This window comes from Lewinella sp. IMCC34191 (assembly GCF_003390935.1).
In the GTDB taxonomy this organism is placed as follows: domain Bacteria; phylum Bacteroidota; class Bacteroidia; order Chitinophagales; family Saprospiraceae; genus Neolewinella.
In genome coordinates, this window is record NZ_QNQZ01000015.1 from 65,229 (window position 1) to 86,775 (window position 21,547).

At 58.2% G+C, this 21,547-nt stretch carries 18 protein-coding genes; 8 read left to right on the forward strand and 10 right to left on the reverse strand.

Annotated features, from left to right (window positions below; genetic code table 11):
• The first annotated feature begins 59 nt into the window (after positions 1-59).
• The 3 genes from DRW39_RS20825 to DRW39_RS20835 all read left to right on the forward strand — a co-directional run bounded on the left by DRW39_RS20825 (position 60) and on the right by DRW39_RS20835 (position 3,342).
• Positions 60-1,460: a trypsin-like peptidase domain-containing protein gene (locus DRW39_RS20825; protein WP_116109027.1), complete on the forward strand. Its 1,401-nt coding sequence runs from the start codon at positions 60-62 to the stop codon at positions 1,458-1,460.
• A gap of 173 nt (positions 1,461-1,633) precedes the next feature.
• A complete protein-coding gene (locus DRW39_RS20830) occupies positions 1,634-2,026 on the forward strand; it encodes a hypothetical protein (RefSeq protein WP_157976279.1) in 393 nt (130 codons plus the stop codon).
• An 86-nt stretch (positions 2,027-2,112) separates the two neighbouring features.
• On the forward strand, positions 2,113-3,342 hold the full coding sequence (locus DRW39_RS20835; RefSeq protein ID WP_116109029.1) for a pyridoxal phosphate-dependent aminotransferase: 1,230 nt from the start codon (positions 2,113-2,115) through the stop codon (positions 3,340-3,342).
• Here the strand turns inward: DRW39_RS20835 and DRW39_RS20840 are convergent.
• Genes DRW39_RS20840 through DRW39_RS20850 form a run of 3 tightly spaced genes read right to left on the reverse strand, consistent with a single transcriptional unit; the run spans position 3,339 to position 6,795 of the window.
• Complete coding sequence (locus tag DRW39_RS20840; protein ID WP_198664972.1) at positions 3,339-4,052, reverse strand: SGNH/GDSL hydrolase family protein; 714 nt, start codon at positions 4,050-4,052, stop codon at positions 3,339-3,341. The genes DRW39_RS20835 and DRW39_RS20840 overlap by 4 nt on opposite strands.
• 40 nt (positions 4,053-4,092) lie before the next feature.
• Positions 4,093-5,121, reverse strand: a complete 1,029-nt coding sequence (hemE, locus tag DRW39_RS20845; RefSeq protein ID WP_116109031.1) for a uroporphyrinogen decarboxylase — start codon at positions 5,119-5,121, stop codon at positions 4,093-4,095.
• A 45-nt stretch (positions 5,122-5,166) separates the two neighbouring features.
• Complete coding sequence (locus DRW39_RS20850; RefSeq protein WP_116109032.1) at positions 5,167-6,795, reverse strand: acyl-CoA carboxylase subunit beta; 1,629 nt, start codon at positions 6,793-6,795, stop codon at positions 5,167-5,169.
• Between the two features lie 53 nt (positions 6,796-6,848).
• Here DRW39_RS20850 and DRW39_RS20855 point away from each other — a divergent pair, with 53 nt between their 5' ends.
• On the forward strand, positions 6,849-7,076 hold the full coding sequence (locus DRW39_RS20855) for a hypothetical protein (protein WP_116109033.1): 228 nt from the start codon (positions 6,849-6,851) through the stop codon (positions 7,074-7,076).
• Between the two features lie 705 nt (positions 7,077-7,781).
• Here DRW39_RS20855 and DRW39_RS20860 read toward each other — a convergent pair.
• Positions 7,782-8,561, reverse strand: coding sequence for an META domain-containing protein (locus DRW39_RS20860; RefSeq protein ID WP_116109034.1), 780 nt, complete (start codon positions 8,559-8,561; stop codon positions 7,782-7,784).
• Between the two features lie 253 nt (positions 8,562-8,814).
• Between DRW39_RS20860 and DRW39_RS20865 the strand changes: the two genes are divergently transcribed.
• The 3 genes from DRW39_RS20865 to DRW39_RS20875 are packed head-to-tail and all read left to right on the forward strand — an operon-like array spanning position 8,815 to position 12,833.
• Entirely contained in the window at positions 8,815-9,615 is an 801-nt protein-coding gene (locus DRW39_RS20865) for a 2Fe-2S iron-sulfur cluster-binding protein (protein WP_116109035.1), read from the forward strand.
• A gap of 9 nt (positions 9,616-9,624) precedes the next feature.
• A complete protein-coding gene (locus DRW39_RS20870) occupies positions 9,625-10,617 on the forward strand; it encodes an FAD binding domain-containing protein (protein ID WP_116109036.1) in 993 nt (330 codons plus the stop codon).
• A gap of 32 nt (positions 10,618-10,649) precedes the next feature.
• Positions 10,650-12,833, forward strand: coding sequence for a xanthine dehydrogenase family protein molybdopterin-binding subunit (locus DRW39_RS20875; protein ID WP_116109038.1), 2,184 nt, complete (start codon positions 10,650-10,652; stop codon positions 12,831-12,833).
• A gap of 57 nt (positions 12,834-12,890) precedes the next feature.
• Here DRW39_RS20875 and DRW39_RS20880 read toward each other — a convergent pair whose 3' ends face one another.
• From DRW39_RS20880 to DRW39_RS20895, 4 genes are all read right to left on the reverse strand, one after another.
• On the reverse strand, positions 12,891-13,424 hold the full coding sequence (locus DRW39_RS20880; protein WP_116109040.1) for a hypothetical protein: 534 nt from the start codon (positions 13,422-13,424) through the stop codon (positions 12,891-12,893).
• Between the two features lie 164 nt (positions 13,425-13,588).
• Positions 13,589-16,186, reverse strand: coding sequence for a PQQ-dependent sugar dehydrogenase (locus tag DRW39_RS20885; protein ID WP_116109041.1), 2,598 nt, complete (start codon positions 16,184-16,186; stop codon positions 13,589-13,591).
• Positions 16,187-16,273: 87 nt separating this feature from the next.
• On the reverse strand, positions 16,274-17,596 hold the full coding sequence (locus DRW39_RS20890) for a hypothetical protein (protein WP_116109043.1): 1,323 nt from the start codon (positions 17,594-17,596) through the stop codon (positions 16,274-16,276).
• A gap of 66 nt (positions 17,597-17,662) precedes the next feature.
• Positions 17,663-19,039: a glycoside hydrolase family 105 protein gene (locus tag DRW39_RS20895; RefSeq protein ID WP_116109044.1), complete on the reverse strand. Its 1,377-nt coding sequence runs from the start codon at positions 19,037-19,039 to the stop codon at positions 17,663-17,665.
• A gap of 191 nt (positions 19,040-19,230) precedes the next feature.
• Here DRW39_RS20895 and DRW39_RS20900 point away from each other — a divergent pair, with 191 nt between their 5' ends.
• A complete protein-coding gene (locus tag DRW39_RS20900) occupies positions 19,231-20,121 on the forward strand; it encodes a hypothetical protein (protein ID WP_198664973.1) in 891 nt (296 codons plus the stop codon).
• Positions 20,122-20,200: 79 nt separating this feature from the next.
• Here DRW39_RS20900 and DRW39_RS20905 read toward each other — a convergent pair whose 3' ends face one another.
• Positions 20,201-20,614, reverse strand: a complete 414-nt coding sequence (locus DRW39_RS20905; protein ID WP_116109046.1) for a hypothetical protein — start codon at positions 20,612-20,614, stop codon at positions 20,201-20,203.
• Between the two features lie 406 nt (positions 20,615-21,020).
• Entirely contained in the window at positions 21,021-21,467 is a 447-nt protein-coding gene (locus DRW39_RS20910; protein WP_116109048.1) for a hypothetical protein, read from the reverse strand.
• Positions 21,468-21,547: the final 80 nt, after the last annotated feature.

Consider the following 21,547-nt stretch of genomic DNA (forward strand, 5'->3'; position numbering starts at 1 on the left):
CGTAAAGGTAGGTCAGAAAGGAGGTAACAATGGTAGGCCGCCGAGCGTTGTGAGTCCGTATGGCAACACGCTGGGTAATCCTTGTCATAGCGGTCGCATTCTGCTCCGCCCTCTTGGGTGTACTGGCGGGCCGTTACCTGACCCTGCGGGAATTTCAACACGTGGAATCGGCCGCCGAGATTCGCGATGAATTGCGCTTACGCACCTTTGCCAGTAGTGCGCCGACTGATTTTATATCCGCCTCCGAACGGGTCATGCCGTGCGTAGTATCCGTGCGTTCCTACCAATCTCCTTCCCTGCTTCCCGGCCTGGGGCAGGGGGCCGTTACGACGGGATCCGCGGTGATCATATCGGCCAACGGCTACATCGCGACCAATAACCACGTAGTCGAGGGCGCCCGGCGCATACGTGTCACGCTGCCCGATCGCCGGGAATTCAACGCGCAAGTCATTGGAGCAGACGAGAGCACCGATCTGGCATTGCTCAAGATCGATGCGGAAAACCTAACCGCCGCTGTTTTTGGCAACAGCGACAGTCTGCGGGTAGGGGAGTGGGTCCTCGCCGTGGGAAATCCCTATAGCCTCAATAGTACGGTCACTACCGGTATCGTATCGGCCAAGGGGCGCAGCATTGATGTGCTGCGATCAGACGACCGGATCGAAAGCTTTATTCAGACCGACGCGGCGGTCAACCCCGGCAACAGCGGCGGCGCGCTGGTCAATACCGCGGGCGAGTTAATTGGTATCAATACCGCCATCATCACCAATAGCGGCCGTCACGAAGGCTATGCCTTTGCCATCCCCGGTAACCTGGCGCGGCGGGTTCTCAATGACCTGCGAGACTATGGGGAGGTCAAACGAGCGGTGATGGGCGCCTGGATTCAGGCACTGAACGACGCCCAGGCCAAACAACTGCGGCTGCCTACGGCTCGCGGCGCGGTAATCACCGACCTGACCCCTGCGGGCCCGGCGGCCCGGGGCGGCCTGGAAGCGGGTGACGTCCTGATCGCCCTGAATGCGGCCCCCATTAATTCCAGTTCCGAATTGCAGGAACAACTCAGCCGCTACCGACCCGGCGAAACCGTGCGGGTCACCTACATCCGCAACGGCCGCACCCGAGAGTTGAGCGTCCTGCTCCGGAATAAGGAGAACCAGCCCGGTCTTCTGGTGAGCGAAAAGTCCGATGATCTCCTGCACGCCCTCGGATTCACGGTGCGCGGGCTCACCTACGAGGAATACGACACCTACTCCGACGGCGGCGTAAAGGTCACGGCGGTCTTTCGTGATTCTCCCGCCGAGCGCCGGAATCTGGAAGTGGGCTTCATCATCACCGGCCTCAACGGCCGAAGGGTGGCGAACATCGAGGACCTGATCATGGGGCTGACCGAAAAGGAAGACCGGCTCATCAAAGGGCGCTATCCCGACCGCGATCGTGCGTTTTATTACCAACTGAAAGAGTAAGCGGCGGGAAAAATTTCCAGGAATAGCTGGCGGTAGCAAATATGCGGGAAAGCCCGTCGTTATAAGCCTATACATCATTTAATACCGTGATGCATCCAGACATAATGTCAAGATGGATCACCGTCGGCGATGTACGTGAATTCTACTATTGTACCATTCATAAATCTCTTTTCGTGATTTCACCTTTACGCACCTTCGGTGCTCTGCTTGTTCTGGCATTTATCAGCCTTACTGCCTGCCAGGACGTACAGAAAACCTTTTACATCCAGAATAAATCGTCTGAAACCGTGGTGATGGTCGTCAGTGATCCGATCTGCGACCAGTTCAAGATCCTGAAATCCTTGGAGAAGGATGGCAAGATTACCCTGAGCCCGGGATTTGAAACGACCTTCCTCCTGGGAGAAGGCGGTTGGGACGACCGTACCGAGCGCTTCGACCTGCGGGATTGCGTCGAAAAGTCGCTGCAGCCACTGCCGGGCGACGAGGCCGGACCCGGCGAGAAGCCGAATTTTTTCATGAACCAGTACGGTTACAAGGACCACGAACTGAAGCTGATTTTCGAATAGTTTCCGTTCCGGACGGCACCTTCAGGGGGAGCCGGACTTGGCGGTCTAGCGATCAGCGGTATCTTTGACCTAAGTATCGCCTCCCCATGCCAAATGTCTCCCACCGCAGTACGACGGTGCCTCTGTCTCCCTTCCGTAAACTCATACCGCTGGCCGATCGGGCGAAGGCGTCGGGCAAGCACGTCTACCACCTCAACATCGGTCAACCCGATATCGAGACGCACCCCCAGGCTGTCGCCAAGTTCCGAAAACTACCCTGGCAGATCCTGGATTACAGTCCGAGCAACGGCATTGACACCTACCGCGAAGCGCTCTGCGGGTATTACCGCCGCTTCGGGGTAGAGGTCACCGCCGATGAGATCATGGTGACCACGGGCGGCTCCGAGGCCATCCTGTTTTTTATGCTGGCCTGTCTCGACCCGGGAGATGAGATCATCATCCCCGAACCCTTCTACGCCAACTACAACGGATACGCGCACATCGCTGACGTGCGGGTCGTGCCGATCACCTGTAGCATAGAAGACGGGTTCTGCATTCCCTCCGCGGAAGCCTTTGCCAGCAAGATCACTTCCCGCACGAAGGCCATCGTCATCACCACCCCCAATAATCCGACGGGGGCCTGCTATAGCCAGGAGGAGTTGGAGCGGCTTTCCGCCATCGTTCGCGAGCACGACCTCTTTTTCTGCGCCGATGAGGTCTACCGCGAATTCAGCTACGATAGTCCGCTGCAATCCATCCTGCAACTGCCCGGCCTCGAGGAACACGCGATCGTGATCGATTCGGTTTCCAAGCGCTACAGCGCTACCGGAGCCCGCGTCGGTTCCCTGGTCTGCCGGAACCTGCAGGTACGGGAATCTGTCGATCGTTTTGCCAAGCTCCGCCTCAGCCCGCCGGGATTGGGCCAGCGCCTCAGCGAGATCATGCTCGAAGATGACGGCGCATACCTCCAGGGGGTGAAGGAGGACTACCACCAACGGCGCGACACGGTCTATCGCCGGCTGTGCGCCATGCCCGGCGTATATACCTATAAACCAGGGGGGGCTTTCTACTGCTTCGCTCGCTTCCCGATCGAGGACAGCGAAGACTTTTGCCGTTGGCTCCTCGAGGAGTTCGAGCACGAGGGCGCGACCGTTATGCTTAGCCCGGGCCCCGGCTTTTACGCCACCCCGGGACTCGGCAACGACGAATGTCGCATCGCCTATGTGCTGAACTCCGATGACCTGGAAAAGGCCATGGATTGCCTGGAGGAAGCGCTGCGGGTTTATCCGGGGGCTACCGTCGATGCCGATGCCGCCCGGAGGGTGCCGACCAATTAGGGATCCTGGCGGATTTGTTGGGCCACTTGATCCAGTAAGACTTCATCTACCCACCGGCGGTATTGCAGCCCGCTGGGGTGCAGATCATCCTCCGCCACGAGAGCGGGCGTCTTCAGCCCTTCCCGGGAAATGGCTACGATGTCGTAAAAGGGTACGCCAAGGGAAATGCTTATCGCTTCGGCGGCAGCATTGAAGGCGTCGATATCGGCACTTACCTGCGCTCCGCCGCCCCCAAATGGCGTGTAGGCATAATCCGGAATGGACACCACGAAAACGGAACTGGTATCGCCACCCGCGTAGCGAATAGCGGACTCCAGCAGCGCGCGAAAGCGGCTGCGATAGCCATCGACGTTGAACCCCTGGTACTGGTCGTTGACCCCGATCAACAGACTGACTAGCTGCCAATCGGTTCCGGGGTCGGAAGCATGGAGGGCATTCGACAGGTTGTCCGTCCGCCATCCGTTGCGCGCGACGATCTCCAACGGCTCCAGCCGGATGCTCTCCTTCTCCAGCAAAGCCTGGGCGAGCTGGTTCGGCCAGCGTTCCTCGGCCGCTACGCTCGTACCGATGGTGTAGCTGTCGCCGAGGGCTAGGTAGGACAGGGTCGTATCTGCTTCCACGTTGGGTTGGGTTGTGATCGGCGATGGGGGGGCAACCTCCTCCTTGGTGCAGGCGACGAAGCAAAAGAGAAAGGTCAGTAAACTTAGCATGCGCATACGCTCAGCTACGCATGGAGAGCCGACCCGGTTTTCAGGAAGGGTAGCGGTATGATTTAACGGTATTGACAAAGGCCTTTACGCCATCCAGTGGCGTATCGGGGTACACCCCGTGTCCGAGGTTCGCGATGTGGTGCCGGCCAAAGCGCTGTAGCATCCCTTCGGTAGCCGCGGCGATCTGTGCCGGGTCGGCGTAGAGCTGCGTCGGGTCCATATTGCCCTGGAGGACTTTGTCGCCGACCTGCTCGCGCGCCAGCTTGATGTCGGCTATCCAGTCCAACTGAATAACCTGGCAGGGTAGTTGGGCGATATCGGGAATGGCGTGGCGCGCATCTTTGGCGAAGACCGTGACGGGAACGTCACCCAGCTCGTCGCAGATCAGCTTGATGTATCGCAGCGAAAATTCCCGGTAGTGGTCGGGTGGCAGTACCCCGGCCCAGCTGTCGAATACCTGGATCAGGTCGGCCCCGTGCCGGGTTTTCTCCTTCAGGTAGGCCGCCGTTGCGAGGGCGATTTTTTCCAGTAACTGGTGACTGAGTTCGGGGTCCTTGTACAGCATCCGGCGAGCCTTGCTGAAGGTCTTGCTCCCGCCCCCTTCTACCATGTAGGCAAAGATCGTCCAGGGGGCACCGGCGAAACCGATAAGCGGCACCCGATTGTCAAGCGCCTTTTTCGTGGCGTCCAGGGCATCGAACACGTACCCCAGATGCTCGGGGGCTTCGGCGGCGGGGCGCAGGTTAGCAATATCCGCCGCGGACGTAATGGTCTTCGGGAACCTCGGACCGACCTTCTCGACCATGGTATAGTCCAGGCCCAGGGCTTCCGGTATGACGAGGATGTCGCTGAAGATAATGGCAGCGTCTACGCCCAGTTCATCGACCGGCTGAACGGTCACCTCGGCGGCCAGGTCGGGGGTGGAGACGAGCTCCTTAAAGCCGCTCAGCCGACTGCGCAGGGCACGGTACTGGGGCAGGATCCGGCCGGCCTGGCGCATCAGCCATACCGGTGGGCGTTCGGTCACCTCACCGCGGGCGGCCCGGAGAAATAGATCGTTTTCGTACATGGCGCGAAGGTAGTTAGCCCGTCTTACAAGCCCACCACACGCGGACTAGGTTTGTACCGCCCCGACGTTAAAGCGCTCGACCGGCGCGTGGGTAGCCGCCTCGATACCGGCCGATATGTAGGCCCGCGTCTGCCGCGGATCGATGATCTCATCCACCCACAGGCGCGCGGCGGCGTAGTAGGGGCTCGTTTGCTCGTCGTAGCGTTCGGTAATCTCCTTCAGGATGTCGTTCTCCTCCTGCTCGGAGACTTCCTCGCCCTTCGCTTTGCGGCTGCCGACCTGGATCTGCAGCAATACCTTGGCGGCCTGCTCGCCCCCCATGACGGCCAGCCGCGCGGAAGGCCAGGCCAGCATCAGGCGCGGATCGTAAGCCCGACCGCACATGGCGTAATTGCCCGCCCCGTAGCTGTTACCGACCACGATGCTGAATTTGGGCACGGTGCTGTTGCTAACGGCACTGACCATCTTCGCCCCGTCCTTGATGATGCCTCCCTGCTCGGAGCGACTGCCGACCATGAATCCGGATACGTCGTGCAGGAAGACCAGGGGGATATTTTTCTGATTACAGACCATCACGAAGCGGGCGGCCTTGTCGGCGGAGTCGCTATAGATCACCCCCCCGAATTGCATTTCCCCCTTTCCGCTGCGGACGACCTGCCGGTTGTTGGCGACGATACCCACGGACCAGCCGTCAATACGGGCGTAGACGCAGAGGACCGTCTGGCCATACTCTTTTTTGTATTCCGTGAAGGTGCCATCATCGACCAGGGCACGTATGAGGGCGCGGCCGTCGTAGGGCTTCGACCGGTCCTCCGGCAGCACGCCTAAAAGCGTTCCGGGATCGTGTTCCCCGGGCTCGGCGCGATCGAATGCCGTTTCAATCTTCGGCGTCACCTTATCCATCAGGTCCCGGATGGTCTGCAGGCACTCCTTGTCGTCTTCGCACTTATAGTCGATGACCCCACTGACGGAGGCGTGCATCTTGGCTCCCCCAAGGTCTTCCTTATCCACCTTCTCGCCGATGGCGGCGCGCACGAGGTACGGCCCGGCCAGGAAGATGCTCCCCGTACCCTCGACGATCAGGCTTTCGTCCGACATGATCGGTAAATAGGCCCCCCCCGCCACGCAACTGCCCATCACCGCGGCGATCTGGGTGATGCCCAGCGCGCTCATCCGGGCATTGTTGCGGAAAATGCGTCCGAAGTGGTCGCGGTCCGGGAAGATCTCGTCCTGCAGGGGTAAAAACACCCCGGCACTGTCGACCAGGTAAATGATCGGCACGCGGTTCTCCATGGCGATTTCCTGGGCCCGCAGGTTTTTCTTCCCCGTGATGGGGAACCAGGCACCGGCTTTGACCGTCGCATCGTTGGCCACGATGACGCACAGGCGACCCGACACCCGGCCGTAGCCGGTGATCACCCCGCCCGCGGGGCACCCGCCGTACCCCGGGTACATCTCGTAGCCGGCAAAGGCACCGAACTCCAGGAACTTCGTGCCGGGATCGATCAGCTGGGCTACCCGCTCGCGGGCGGTCAGCTTGCCCTTCTGGTGTTGCTTGGCGATGCGACTTCTTCCCCCGCCTTCGTAAATCTGTTCGAGGCGGTGGTTGAGCCGGGAGAGCTGCAGGAGCATACTGTCTTCGTGCTCCGCGGCGGTTCGTTGGTCTTTGGTCATGATCGGTGGTTAGGCAGGCGAAAAGTACGATATTCGCGCCAACCCCCCGTGCCATGAACTACAGCGTACTCGGCCTCATCATCGAGATCTTACTCCTCGCCTGCGGCGTCTACCTCTACCTGTACGCCCGCGGCATCATCCGTCGCGGTAGCGGCGAGCGCGGGGAGCGGGCGGAGGTCTTTCGCCGGGAAAACGCCACCTGGATGCGGCTGCTTGGCCTGCTGTTGGCGGCCCTGATGCTGGTGAACGTGGTGCTGCATATCGGGGAGTTGGCGGGGTAGCTGCCTTTTGATCCGCAGAGCCAGGCTTTTATTTCTGGAACTTTGGTACACATGGTACCTGATTGACTTTTATCCACGACCCGTGGGCGGACGAACTCCGCCGTGCTGCGTTCAGCAGACCACTAATGAAACGGCGAGAACCCCCAATGGAGATCCTCGCCGTTGTACCCGGAACGGGAATCGAACCCGTACTCCCAGTACTGGGAACTGGATTTTACTTACCACTACGGTTTTCACCGCCGCCTATACTGCCAGGCGTTTGGGGTCTGGACTTTATCTTCACCTTACCCGTAGGCTTAGGTGCTCGCCGTCAAGTCTCTACACCTTCCCCGATCGATGACGTATCGGGGCTTGGCTCGGTATTGGCACTGATGTCACCACCAAAGCGTTCACCGAATTTGACGAGTTCTACTCCGGCAATTTCTTCCCGGGCAACCCTATGTTCTAAAGTCTACAGCATTGGTCGATAGCATTCTACAAACCTCCGCAATACTATAGGACTTTCGAACCGCATTCCGCAGATCTTCTTCGGTATAAGAGGTTCTTGTACCAGGAAGATATAAACAGCAAACGGAAATGCAACTGAGTCCAGCGCGTCTACCAATTCCGCCATCCGGGCGTGGTAGACCGCAAAACTAATCATATTGCCGGAATTCACAAGTCTTGATCATCGGTGATCAACAGGTAGTCATAGGCTGTGTCACCCTACCGCATAGTAAATCGCGCCACCTCGGCTCCCGCCGCGTCCAGTAGCCGAAGCGTCTCCCCCGAGCGCTCAAAGGTGGTGGTGCCCATCAGCGCCTCGATGAATTCTTGCTCTACCGGAAGGTCGGGGCAAGCCATCTTGGTGGCTACCGGGGGTGGGATATCCAGGTTCTTGCTATCCACCAGGCTGTATTCCGTGGAGTAGCGGTTGCAGCCCGCCATGCCCGAGAGCCACGCGCGGGCGCCGGCGAATTCGAGGGTAGGCTGGCTCTTGCCCAGGTCGACGGGTTCGCCGTTCAGGGAGGTCAATGCCCAGCTGCTGCCCCGCAGGCCGGTGTCGTCCTTAGTCAGTACATACCGGTCGTTGAGGTTTCCCTCGATGGATTGGTTGACCAGGTCCAGCTGACGTAGTCGGTTTTCACCGACTTGGTAGTAAATCGGACGGGTCGTACTGTCGATGCCCGTCAGTTTGATGCTGCCGCCGTCGGGTTCCCAGACGAAGGTGCCGTTATCCACTATGGGTTCCGCCGTATCGTCCTCCATGACGGTTTCGAGGGTGTAGGTGCCGTCCGCGCGCAGGCGGATACTGGTGGTGATGCGTTCCCCTTCCGTATTCGGTACGCTGCCCAGGTAGGTTCCGGGCCAGTCGAGGCTATTGCGGCTGTTGTCGCCTACCGAAACCGGCTGGCTCTCCGGCTGGGTGGCGCTCGGTTTTCGGTGACAATGCATCAGTAGTAAAAGCAGGCACAGTACAGACAGGTGAAGAATCGGAGTACGCATAGTAGCTGATTTTTCCCTATAACCCTATCCTTAGGGGATGGTGCACATACCGGCTTCTCATTCTTCGACCAGGGGAGGATACTTTACCCTGATACTCGCCGGGCCTCTATCTCTTAAGTTTTATGGGCGGCGGAGCGCAGGTAAGAAGCTTTTCTGTGAAATTCAAGCACAAACCTTTTAGTCCCATTCACGTTGGACGACATATCAGATACCCCCTGACGGTTTTCCGTCTATTCATAATTATACCGTGCCGATGAGTAAGCTAAAGGAATGGCAGCATAAATCCGAAGAGGATCTGTCCGACGACGAAAAGAAGATCTTCAATGACCTCGGCCTCTTCGGTGATTCTCGCCGAAAATTCCTGGGCAAATTATCCGCTGCAAGCCTGAGTATCTGGGCGGCTTCCAATTTTAAACTGAATGCGCTCATTCCGGCCGGTGAGGAAGTCCCCCCCGCGCTCAAAGCGCTGCTCAACGAACTGGAGGTCAAGCTGCGCATCAACGAGGAAGATTATACCCTGAACATCGACAGCCGCACCTCCTTGCTGGATGTCCTGCGCGAGCGTCTCGGACTGACCGGGTCCAAAAAGGGCTGCGGTCACGGTCAGTGTGGCGCGTGTACCGTCATCATCGATGGGCGACGCAAGCTCAGCTGTCTGACCCTGGCTGCCACCTGCGGCGATAAGGAGATCACCACCGTAGAGGGACTTGCCGACGGAGAGAATCTGCATAAGGTCCAGGCGGCATTCGTCAAGTACGACGGCTACCAATGTGGCTACTGTACGCCCGGGCAGATCTGCTCGTCCGTCGCCCTGCTGGAAGAAGCCAAGCGCGGGGAAGCGAGTTACGTCACCGAAGACTTCAAGGACATACGCGAAAACATCGAGCTATCCGAAGAAGAAATTCGCGAGCGGATGTCAGGAAATCTCTGCCGCTGCGGGGCCTACAATAACATCGTCATGGCCATTCAGGAATCCCAGACCGGGGAGGACCAGGGTACGAAGTGGAGTTTTGCCACGGCCGAAGAAATGGAGGAAGCCGGAAAGGCCAAATAAATTTATACCATGCGCCCCTTTAACTATATAGCCAGCACCTCTCCGGCCGATGCCGTAGCCGCCAACGCGGGCAATCCCGCTCCCCACTACCTGGGCGGCGGTACGAACCTGATCGACCTCATGAAGGAAGACGTGGAACGTCCCGAGACCCTGATCGAAGTGGCCAGTCTCGACCGCAAGGAGGTCGAACGCACGGCAAGCGGTGGATTGCGTCTCGGTGCAATGCTCAGCAACACGGAAACCGCCAATCACCCCGACGTCCGCCGCGATTATCCGTTGCTGACCATGACCATGCTCGCGGCGGCGACCGAGCAGATCCGGAACATGGCCACCAATGGCGGTAACCTGCTGCAACGGACGCGCTGTCCGTACTTCTACGAAACCTCCATGCCCTGCAATAAGCGGGAGCCGGGAAGCGGCTGCGGTGCCATCAACGGGATGAACGCCCTGCACGCCATCTTCGGATGGAGTGAATCCTGCGTCGCCACGAACCCCTCGGACATGAACATCGCGCTGGCGGCCATCGGCGCTACGGTGGAAGTACTGCAGCCCAATGGTAACAGCCGGCGAATTCCCTTTGCCGACTTTCACCGACTACCTGGTGACGAGCCCCAACGGGACAACAACCTCGCGCCCGGTGAACTGATCGTCGGAATCGAACTGGATCCGCCCAAATTCTCCGACAATTATTACTACCTGAAGATTCGGGAGCGCTCGAGCTACGCTTTTGCCCTGGTCTCCGTTGCCGCCGGCATGCAGCTGGAGGGCGGACGGATTACGGCGGCCGGACTTGCCATGGGCGGCGTGTCCCATAAGCCTTGGAAGCTGACTGCCGCCGAGGAGTACCTGGTCGGAAAAGCCCCGGAAACCGCCACCTTCGAGGCCGCCGCGGAAATAGCGATGCGCGACGCCCGTCCCCTCGAAGAAAACGAATACAAGATTGAAATGGGACGCCGCGCCGTGGTGCGTGCCCTGCAACAGGCGCTGGACCGTACCGCCTAACCAACCCCTCAGCCCCCAAATTTTAGCATAGCATGACCAAGCAAATGACCAACGCAGCAGACGCCGTAGTCGGCCGCCCGATCGACCGGGTAGAGGGTAAACTCAAGGTGACCGGACGGGCGAAGTACGCCTCCGAATTTCCGGTGGAAGGGGTCGTGTACGCCTGTGGCGTAAACAGCACCGTCGCCAAGGGGGAGATCACCCGCATCGATGCCTCGGCCGCTGAAGATCAGCCGGGTGTCCTTAAAGTGATTACGCACCAGAACGCGATGAAGCTGGCTACACCGGACAAGGAACGCATTGCCCTGGAGACCACCACTATCGCCCCGGTCTTGCAGAGCAAGCAGATTAATTGGTACGGGGAATGGGTAGCCGTCGTCGTGGCGGAAACTTTCGAACAGGCCAGCTACGCGGCCCGTCTCGTAGACGTGGAGTACGCCAAGGCTTCTCCCAAAGTGGATTTCAAGCAAGAGGCCGGTTACGTCCCCGATATGCAACCCACTTACCAGCGGGGTGACGTCCAGGCCGGCATGGCCGCCGCCGACGAACGGGTGGAAGTGACCTACCGCACCCCGGTCGAGCACCACCATCCCATGGAGCTGCACGCCGTCATCGCCGAATGGATGGGGGAGGAGCTGGAATTGCACCTCTGCTCCCAGATGGTGAATGATAACGCCCAGGGCGTGGCGGACACCTTCAAGATTCCCAAGAAGAACGTCCGGATCATCGCCCCCTTCATCGGCGGTGGTTTTGGGTCTAAGCTACAGGCACAGGAGCACGTGATGCTGGCCGCGATGGCCGCGAAGCTGGTGGACCGGCCCGTCCAATTCACCGTGAGCCGGCAACAGATGTTTACCAACACCGGCCTACGGCAGGAAAACCTACAGCGGATGCGCCTCGGGGCGACCCGCGACGGAAAGCTCACCGCCCTGGTACACGATACGACATCGCATACCGCTACGAACAAAGAATACCAGGAACCCTGCGGTGCGGCGTCGAAGATGCTGTACAAGGTGGCCAATAACCGCGTTAACCACCAGCTGGTACCCATCAACCTGCCTTACCCATGGGCCATGCGGGCACCGGGCGAAGCAACGGGTAGCTACGCCCTGGAATGCGCGATGGACGAAATGGCCTGGAAACTAAAAATGGATCCCGTCGAATTTAGAATCCTCAACGACACCCAGGTTGATCCGAGCAACGATAAGCCCTTTTCCTCCCGCTTATTAACGCAATGCCTGCGCATCGGCGCCAAAAAATTCGGCTGGTCGGACCGCCCCATGGAGCCCCGCTCCCGCAGAGAAGGCAACTGGCTGGTGGGCTACGGCGTCAGCGCCGGCTCCCGGCAGGCCCCCCTACAGCAAAGCGCTGCGCGAATCAAGGTGAACCGGGACGGCAATACGGTAACCGCCACCGTTCAGACCGACGCCACCGACATCGGGACCGGCACCTACACCATTTTGGCGCAGACCGCCGCCGAATACCTGAAGATTCCGGTGGAAAACGTCACGGTGCAATTGGGAGATTCCCGCTATCCGATTTCCCCCGGATCGGGCGGATCCTGGGGGGCGGCATCCTTTACAAATGGCGTGCGGGCCGCCTGCCTCAAGCTTTTGGAAGAAGTTAAGACAGCCGCCAAAGCGCCAGCGGACGACGACCGTAGCCTGGCCGACCTCATGGACGATGCCGATCTTTCGGAGCACAGCACCACCGGCTCCGCCGCACCCACGGAGGAATTCAAAAACCATTCCGTCTATTCCTTCGGAGCCAACTTCTCCGAAGTGTGGGTGGACGTCGATACCCAAATGTGTCGGGTTCAGCGTATCCTGACGGTCGGCGCGGCCGGCACCATTCTCAATCCCAAGACCGCCTACAGCCAGGTGCTGGGCGGACTGGTCATGGGCCTGGGTATGGCCTTCACCGAGCAGTCCAAGGTGGAAAAGCAGTACGGTAATTTTATCACGCGGTCCCTGAACGACTACCACGTACCAGTTAATTTGGACCTAGCTGACGTCCAGGTGGTTTTTCTACCCGAAGACGACAAGATCGCCAATCCGATGGGCGTGAAGGGTATCGGGGAATTGGGTATCTGCGGTGTCGCGGGCTCCCTCGCCAACGCGGTATTCAATGCCACCGGAAAGCGTATGCGGGACCTGCCGATTACCCCGGAAAAGTTGCTCACGACTAAAGTGGAAGAAGGACTGGCCATGCGCTAGTATGCGCGCTTGCCTCATTCATCGGGATATGCAGCCGATTTCGGAAGAACTCCCTACCTACTGAGCAAGCTGGGCATTAAAGAGGTCGGCCAACCGTTTTGCGTCCGTGGTCATCTCCGATTTCTGTTCCCGGCCGAGTTGCATCAACGTCAGGTTATTGCCATCGTGTAATCGCATGACCACGGAAACGGTTTGTCCCTTGTCGTAGCGGTTCACCCGGTAATCGAAACTATCGATATTCGCTTTCTCGAAGTGTCTGGGTATCCGATCACCCTCGTCCCGGACGGATATCCTGTCCTCGCTGAATTTAATGATCCGATCCCTGGTGATTTTGTCCTCGTTGTTCATTTTGACGCCACTGACCAGGGCAACCACCGAAGTCGAAACTACCACGGTACCGACTATCCTCACGACAAATATCCTGATGAGTATGCCGATAACCAATCCAATAATACCGCCTAGGATGAGGAGATTGCCCGGATTCTTCGTTTGAACCCGTTTGATGGTCATGATGCCGTTCTCGTCGGACACCGAATATCCGTGGAGGGCGGCCAGGCGGGCAATGCCCGGGGAGGGTTGCTTCGCTTGCATATGTTTAAGCGTAAGGTGAGCTAAACGGTGATCGTCTGCGCAGCCACCACGCTGGCGGTTCTTCTCAGACTCGGTCTATGAGCGATAGCGTGCACGGCCCTAGTACCGACGGCACGTAGTTTAACGGCTGCAGTGACCTTGCTGCTCGGGAAACATCGCGTCCCTTAATGAATGACGATTGATTGATTGTGGGACCTGCCCGCGGCATCCGTAACCCGTAAAACAAACAGCCCGCTACCAACACGTTGCAGCCCCAAATCAATGTCCGGGCTGTCGTGCATCTCGGTGTAAACAAGCTGGCCCGGAGCACTATACACGTCAACTCGTAGCGGTAGTACCCAGTCCCGATTAACCCGCAGCATCATCCAGCCGTCGCTGGGATTAGGAAAGGTGACAAATGTCTCGATTTCGAAGTCTTCGCCCAGGCCGTCGATCCATTCAGCTAGTGCCGAAATGTACGCCTCATCCACCAGTTTACTGCCAATCGGCGGCATGCGGTTTTCGTCGCGGCTTTGGTCACGTACCCATAGCTCCGACGCTTCGTGGTTACCGGGCATCACCAGCAAATTCCCATGATTGGAGCTCTGGCTCTGGGTAGGAAGCTCAACGATGTTCTTGGCTACCAGGGGGGTATGAAAGCGGAGGTCCATCGTGATCCCGGTTACACCACCCACCCGGTGACAGAAGCTACAATTCGCGTCCAGATAGGAATTGATCTTATCGTCGAGACTGGCCTCGGGATCGGTTAGGTTTACGGCTTGCGGGTAAGCCGTCAATCCACCCAGATCGCTGTCCAAGATATTGTAATCGCTCAGATACTTCAACTGGTTTTCCTCCCGCCCCAGCGACGGATAGAATACCGGGCCGTTCAGCTGGTGCGTTTTTACACCCAGTACGTGATTGGCATTGTTGTTGTGGCAGGACATACACTGATCACGGCCCGGAAAGCCCCAGGTCTGCGTACCGACGACCCTTCCTGATTCGGTTATATCGTAGGTAGACTCGGAACGCTCCAATTGCAGGAAGGCGTCCGTTTGCTCATCATTCCATTTATAGGTGAGCCCGTAGGCCGTTCCGTTTTGACCCAGGATGAAAAAGCGCGTTTCCAACTTCGTCAGGTTATCCGGATTCGATCGGGAAGTGGGAAGATCGAAATGCTTGATAAAGACCGTGCCCTCGGGGAAGTCCCAATCCTCATTCGCGCTGAATTGAATCTGCTCGGTGGGCTGATCGAAAGCTCCGTCGTTGGGGATGGCCATCCACCTGCGTTTCACCGCCCGGTCGGACCACAGCGGGGCATTGACGTCGTAGGGTAAGATGCCGTCGATAACCTCCAGCCGTTTCATGTCGGTAAAAACACCAAGTTGCGACAGCCGCGCTGGCGGATCGGCCACGGCCTCGCGCTGCCGAAGGTGAAGGATCTTCCCCCCGCTGGTGTGCGGCCAGGCGATGGTCGTCACCAGAACGTCGCCCTGCGGGGTGTAGTGTAATCCCGAAATGCTCGTATGCTCGGGCAGGTGCAGTGGTTCCGAACCAAAATCGGATAGTAAGACCTCCGCTTCCGGTGCGGCGTTCAGGTCTGTCCTTAAGGCCATGATCTTGTCGCTCATGTAATCCGCGAAAAGGTAGCGACCGTTTAGGGACACGAATCGGTCGCCGCGGTACACGCCACCCCCGATGACGCAGTTGCCCAGGTCGTTTCCGTAGTGGAACAGGGGCTTCTTTTCATTGCCGATGATGACTTCGGGACGATTGCCGGCCCATTCTTCCCCTTCCAGGTAATTCCATTGCAGGTTGTCCCCCTTCTCTACCGTATTGATTTCTTCCCGCCTGCTCGTGCCTACGTCACTGAGCCAGATGGTCTTCTCCAAGGTGTCGAAGTGCGTGGAGTAGGGACTACGCATCCCAATGGCATAAAACTCCTCCAGTAGATCGCCCGCTTCGCTCTGCCAGGGGTTGTCGTTCGGAATGGAATAGCCCTGGGTGAATGTTTTTTCCGTCCACCCGGCCGGCGGATCGTCATTTCCGATCGGTTGCCGGCGGATCGGGTGGCTTCGGCCGGGATCGTTGTCCACGTCGATGCGCAGCAAACCGGAAAACAGTCCCCGGTCCAACCGTTGATTCGAAGCCTGGCGGAAGTCCGGCTGCCCCTCGTCTCCGAGGGCCAGGTGAAGGTACCCTTCATTGAAGAAGAGACCGCCTCCGTTGTGCCAGGAAGACCGGTCGTACTGCTGGATCAGGATTTCCTCGGATGATTCGTCGAATTGCTGTTGTGATTCGTCCCAGGTGAACTTGGAAAGCCGGTTATACCCTTCGTGCTTTGCCTTATCGGTATCGGGGCGGTAGCGGTAGAACAGGAACACCGTCTGTTTCCCGTCAGCGCCCGGCTTACCAAAATCCGGATGAAGGGCCACGGAAACGGTGCCGGACTCGCTGTAGTTCGTCGTTCGTCCGCTGATATCCAGGACCAGCGACTGGGTCTGCGTTTCCAAATTGACTTGCCAAAGTCTGCCGGTCTTGCAGAGTACGAGAAAGTCTTCCGTCCCGGAAAATTCGACGATCTTCAACGGCGCGGCGATATTGATTTCGGTCAGCGTTTCCTCCAGGTACCACGTACCTCCATTGCCCGGGGTGGTTGCCGGAAAGATGCCGTTGAGGTATGGATCCATCGCCCCCGGGGGGCTGGAGACAAAGTCATTCGTGGAAAATATGAACAGACTCAGGAGACCTAAAACGACGGCAGCTTGCGCTTGCTTGACCAAGTTGGGGCGGTTTTGTGGGATATACCAAAGGTAACTAAATCCCTGGCGGTCAAATTCCCCCGATCCGGACCCAATGGGGAAGTGGGCTCATTTGGTCAGCCACTTGTCAGGAACCGGGATAACGCAGATACTCATACGCCGCCCGTCCTCCGCCAGCATGGCCGACTGGATCTCGATCTTCGTACCGTCCGGACTGAAAGTAGGGTGGGGGTGATCGGCCGCTGTCGTTCGGTGTCCCGTCGAGAGCAATAGCATTTCCTCCGTCTCCCGATTGATGAGGTAGATGCTGCGTGAGAAGTCATCCCCGACGGCAAAGCGGCCGTCCGGGGAACCATGCACGTGCCAGAGTCCACTCCCTTCGTCCGTTTGCCCCGCGATCTTCATTTCCCGGCTGGAGATGCTGACGATTCCCAGTCCGGTGGGTTTCTCCCGCGTACCACTCGGTCCCCATTCCTTTTCCTGCCCCGGCCCTTCGCTGTCGCCATTTCCGGCGATTTTACGGTGCCCCATGATCGCGAATGCCACCTCGTCGGGTCCGATGACGGCTTCGTGGGTGACCCATTCATAGTCGGCTTCGGGGTAAAGCGGGCGCAGACCGGTACCGTCGGCATTAACAAACCAGGTGCGCTGCGGCGATTTGCCGCCGGTCTCCCAACTGAAGATGATTTGACCGCTCTTCCAGGGATTGGTTTGTACGTGACCGATCTGAAAGGGCACCGAGACTACGTGGCTGATTTCACCGGTGGTCACGTCGATCTGGCCGATGCCCCCTGGTCCGGCACCCATACCGCGCGGTCCGAAATCTTCTTCCAGTTCCGTGCCTTCGGCCAGGTACGCTGCCGCGTGCTCGCTGCCGGTGCGAAAATACAGAACGTCCTCATCGGCGTCGAGCGCCATATCCCCGTGCGCTCCCCAGGACCCCGGGATACTGCCGATCACCTTTTGGTAGGCCGGAGCGGCTTTGAGTTGATCATTCTCGCTATCAGCGAACAGACGAGCCAGATCCACGGAGACGACCTCCATTCCCCCCTCGCCGGCCGACCCGGCACTGGGCTTGCGCATAATATAGAGGTGCATGGATTGGCGTGCCACGGTTAACATACCGGCGTACCCGCCTTCCGTTACCTGCACCATGGTACCGTCCTGCTCGTTCACCGCGATGGCTTCACCCGACACCCGGTCGGACCGAAAGACCAGCCACGCGCCGTCCGAGGTCCACTGGTTGTGGGTGGGATAGATTTTGGAATCCGCTCCCCCGTCTCCGGTCAGGAATATGAGTTCGTGCCCGGTTACCGGATCTTTAACGACCTGGCGTTCGGAGGGGAAGCGATGACCGATCTGCGCCGGCAGGGTAGGGAGGGCGCAAAGAAGGTATAGGAAGGCACCGACAATCAGCTTGTGCGTGCACATAGGTAGGTTGATTTGCATGATGTGAAAAACGCGCGACGGAACGCTGGTCCGGCGGCAATAAATAGCTTAATTCTCCTCAAAAATCGGCGCGTCGCCGGGAATCTCGTGGTCGTAGAACTGCACGGCACTGTCGTTCATCCGCGCAAAGGAATTCTCTAAAAGTGTAATCATCTCCGCACCGGCGAGCAGTACGGGCCCGTAGCCGTGGGCGGCGTAAACGTTCACCGGCCGGTAATAGTAGAAAGCCGGATCGAAGCCCATGCCGGTTCCGACGCAGGTATTTGTCACTTGTCCCCGGTCATTGACCTGGGTGGATAGGGCATTCCAGGCCAGGGTCACTACCGGCCCGTACACCTTGGCGTCGACGTAGCCTTTGTTGATGGCCCGGGCGATCGCGTAGGTGAAAATGGCCGTGGCCGAGGTCTCCAGGTAGGAGTCATTTCGGTCAAGCAGCTGGTGCCACAATCCCTGCGGCGATTGATTACGCGCGAGTCCTTCGATGTGTTTGCGCAGATAGGCGAGCACCTCTTCCCGCCCTTCGTGGTCTTCCGGCAGCACTTCCAGCAGCTCGACCATGGTCATGATCGCCCAGCCGTTGGCCCGGCCCCAGTGGTACTGGGGGTGATTGTCCATGCCTTCGATCCAGGCGTGGCTATAGAGTCCCTTATCAGCATCAAACATACGCTCCGAGAACTGCAGTATCTGTTTTACCCCGTCGTGGAAGTATTGGTCGTCGCCGGTGTACGCGCCGGCCTGGGCTAGGGCGGGTACGCTCATAAACAGGTCGTCTAGCCAGAGGGAATTGGTCATGGGGCGGTTGCGGGCAAAGGTTCCGTCGTCGAGCCGTTGCTGCCCGTTGCTGATGTAGTCGATGAAGTTGTCGATCATGGGGTCGAGATCGCCTTCGAAGCCGGCCCGTTTCGCCTTGATCATGGCCGCGCAGATGGCCCCGGCGTCGTCCAGGGCGTGCGGGTGCAACACGGAGCCCATCGGGTGGCGGAAGGATTCCTTTCCTTCAAATCCCTTCGCTATGGGATATAGATCGGCCAGCAGGCGCATTCGGTCGGTGACGTAGTCGCCGTACTTAGCGTCACCGGTACTGGCGGCGGCCGATAGCATGCCCGCGTAGGTCACGCCCCATTCGTAGCTCACGAGGCGAAAATCCGCTTGTTGAAAGGCTACCTGGTCGGTGGCCCTAATGTCGTTCACCGAGGCGTAGACTTGCCCGTTCCCCTCATTTACCACGGCGGCAGGGGTGGACATTTCCAGGTAGCCGTACACCCGCGTCAATACATTTTCAATGTCTTCCACCGCGGGCATGCCGTAGGGAACCGGGTAATCCGGTCTGGACAGGTGCAGGGGGGTGTTGGCATCGGTTTCCTGGCTGCTGAGCGGAAGGGTGAGCAGCGCCAGCAGGGTGAATACGATGGAGATTTTTTGCATTACTGATGTGATCTATTGTCGGGGTAGCCGGATAGCCTCTAGTTACGTACCGCCCTAAAGCGTTTGCCGTCGTCCGACAGTGTGCATGATGTGAAGCCTAAACATAAGCAACTTGTCGGGAGGGATAAGACGGTCATGCTTACATTACGTACGCTTCCATCAGCGTAAGCCATTCAACAACCACTGTGATCATGCACGCCTCCCTCTCGATCTTTCGCTTGTTCCTCGCAAGTCTGATCCTTTGCCTATACATCCCCCTGGCCGCGCAGCAAAGCCGTACCGTGGAAGACGGTGGGACGGGGGATTATCCCGCCATTATGCTTTCCGAACCCGACCTGGCGACTCACACGGTTTTCCGGCCGGCCGATCTGGAAGCCTTTGGAGAAGACCAAAAGTTGCCGGTTATCGCCTGGGGTAACGGAGCCTGCGCGAACAGCCCCTGGGAGCACGTGAACTTCCTGAGCGAGATTGCCTCCCACGGCTTTCTGGTCGTGGCGATCGGCCCGATGCCTGGGGAGGACGATAAGCGCCGCGAGAAATCCGCCTCCAGTTTACTCACGGATGCCATCGATTGGGCAATTGCGGCCAATGAGGATCCCGAAAGCCCGTATTATGGCAAGGTCAAGTTAGACCGGATTTCGGTCAGTGGCATGTCCTGCGGCGGTTTGCAAACCCTGGAGATCGCGCCGGATCCGCGGGTGACCACCGCGGTGATCTACAACAGCGGTATCCTGCCGTCCCCGAACGGGGGCATGCCCGGTATGCCGGCCCTGGAGAAGAGTCAGCTCGAGAAGCTTCATACACCGACGCTCTACATGCTGGGCGGCGAATCCGATATCGCCTACAACAACGGCATGGACGATTACGGCCGCATCGATCACGTGCCCGTCGTGATGACGAATCTGGACGTGGGCCACGGCGGCACCTATGGCCAACCACACGGAGGGGAGTTCGCCCGGGTAGCCCTTGCCTGGTACCGCTGGCACTTGCTCGACGACACTGCCTCCGCGGATATGTTTTTGGGAGAAGATGGCCTCCAAGCCGATCCCGACTGGACGGTTGAGGCAAAGGGTTGGGAGTAGCCAAGCCAATTTTTTGCGGCGGAGCGCAGGTAGAAAGCCCTGCTCCAACAAAACGCAATTGTCGACCCATCCCCCCTGATTACCGCAATAAATCCTGCAGCTCGTTCCGCTTACTCACGCGATCCAGGGATAGCGTAGTGGACCGCTCGTCAACTATGTCGAGGAGGAATATGGCCGTTTGAATATACGAGTCGGCAGCTTCCTTGCGGCTTTCCCGTATGGCAAGCCCGGCCTCCTCGAGGTATGCCGATAGGGTAGTCAGGTGGTCGTCCGTAAGCTGATTAGCATCAACGTATGCTTCCAGTTCCGTCTTATTACAGGTCAAGAGTTTGTCGATATCGAGATCCAGTTCCCTCTTCAAGCGTTCATTGGTTGCCCTGACTGCTTCGGTGAGGTCGCCCTTTTGTCGGAGTCCGATGAAGGATGCCAGGATTTGGCCGATGACCCTGCCGAACCGTTCGATTTCATCCTTAAGGAGGTCGCGTTTTTCCATCCCGCAATCTACGCTCTTGTACACGGTGCTAATACGTCCTGGAACCGGAACGGAGGACTCATCTATCGGGCGTTTGATTATAAAGCCCACGGGTTTCCCGTGCCCGCCGGATGGTCGTTCCAGTAGATTGGGCCCAGACTGTCGCAGGGCATGAGCTACTAAACAGGATGGCCAAAAAAAATCGTCTCTCGCTAATGGTAATCGCATCTATCTCTTCGCTCGGAAAGGTTTTGGGTCCTTGCGCGAAGAGGCTTACAACAATCAGTATTTCGAGACGTACGGGCAACCCCGATTTAGACGTACGTCCATTTTTCAGGTGTGGTTCTGAGGATGGGGCAAGTGTAACTACGCTATTCTACTAGTGTAGCAATAGCCGATAGGACCTTGTTGCCACCGATCTCCTGAACTACCAACTCATCCTGTTGACAAGAATGGTCTCCTGGTCGGATAAGAACCCCACGTAGTAATACGCTCCGGTATCCGTCACGATTGAAAGTTCTCTATCCATCTCTTCGGGGGCAGCTTTTTCGAGTGCTTTCTCGAATTCGTCGGAGTACGTTTTGCCATCGTTTTCCACCATGCCGCGCTTTACCAAAATATCGGGTAATTGCTTGTAAAATTCGCTTTCGACTTTTATCAGCGAGGCCGAAACGTAATCCCCGTGGTGATCGGGGAAGGATGCCGTTGTGTATAGGAATTCCGCTTTTTTGGGAAATTCGATGCCGGTTACCTCGGTAAAATCTTGTAGGTAAAAGTCATCATCCGGGTACACTGCCCTCAGCATGATGAATCCAAGTACTAGGATGGCTGCCAGCGAGAGCAAAGCTTTACGATTCTTGAGAAACTGCTTCATGGGGTTTAAGTTAAGTAGCTTCGTGTTATTCAAGCTAGGCATCAATGGGTCAGGAACCAACTTCTTGCCCCTTCGATATT

Excerpts from the sequence above, each read along its gene's own strand:
- DRW39_RS20835 (WP_116109029.1), top strand. The coding sequence starts at position 2,113 with ATGCCAAATGTCTCCCACCGCAGTACGACGGTGCCTCTGTCTCCCTTC.
- DRW39_RS20875 (WP_116109038.1), top strand. The coding sequence starts at position 10,650 with ATGACCAAGCAAATGACCAACGCAGCAGACGCCGTAGTCGGCCGCCCG.
- DRW39_RS20910 (WP_116109048.1), bottom strand. The coding sequence starts at position 21,467 with ATGAAGCAGTTTCTCAAGAATCGTAAAGCTTTGCTCTCGCTGGCAGCC.
- DRW39_RS20860 (WP_116109034.1), bottom strand. The coding sequence starts at position 8,561 with ATGCGTACTCCGATTCTTCACCTGTCTGTACTGTGCCTGCTTTTACTA.
- DRW39_RS20870 (WP_116109036.1), top strand. The coding sequence starts at position 9,625 with ATGCGCCCCTTTAACTATATAGCCAGCACCTCTCCGGCCGATGCCGTA.
- DRW39_RS20850 (WP_116109032.1), bottom strand. The coding sequence starts at position 6,795 with ATGACCAAAGACCAACGAACCGCCGCGGAGCACGAAGACAGTATGCTC.
- DRW39_RS20890 (WP_116109043.1), bottom strand. The coding sequence starts at position 17,596 with ATGTGCACGCACAAGCTGATTGTCGGTGCCTTCCTATACCTTCTTTGC.
- DRW39_RS20855 (WP_116109033.1), top strand. The coding sequence starts at position 6,849 with ATGAACTACAGCGTACTCGGCCTCATCATCGAGATCTTACTCCTCGCC.
- DRW39_RS20865 (WP_116109035.1), top strand. The coding sequence starts at position 8,815 with ATGAGTAAGCTAAAGGAATGGCAGCATAAATCCGAAGAGGATCTGTCC.
- DRW39_RS20905 (WP_116109046.1), bottom strand. The coding sequence starts at position 20,614 with ATGGAAAAACGCGACCTCCTTAAGGATGAAATCGAACGGTTCGGCAGG.
- DRW39_RS20900 (WP_198664973.1), top strand. The coding sequence starts at position 19,231 with ATGCACGCCTCCCTCTCGATCTTTCGCTTGTTCCTCGCAAGTCTGATC.
- DRW39_RS20825 (WP_116109027.1), top strand. The coding sequence starts at position 60 with ATGGCAACACGCTGGGTAATCCTTGTCATAGCGGTCGCATTCTGCTCC.
- DRW39_RS20895 (WP_116109044.1), bottom strand. The coding sequence starts at position 19,039 with ATGCAAAAAATCTCCATCGTATTCACCCTGCTGGCGCTGCTCACCCTT.
- hemE (WP_116109031.1), bottom strand. The coding sequence starts at position 5,121 with ATGTACGAAAACGATCTATTTCTCCGGGCCGCCCGCGGTGAGGTGACC.
- DRW39_RS20840 (WP_198664972.1), bottom strand. The coding sequence starts at position 4,052 with ATGCTAAGTTTACTGACCTTTCTCTTTTGCTTCGTCGCCTGCACCAAG.
- DRW39_RS20880 (WP_116109040.1), bottom strand. The coding sequence starts at position 13,424 with ATGCAAGCGAAGCAACCCTCCCCGGGCATTGCCCGCCTGGCCGCCCTC.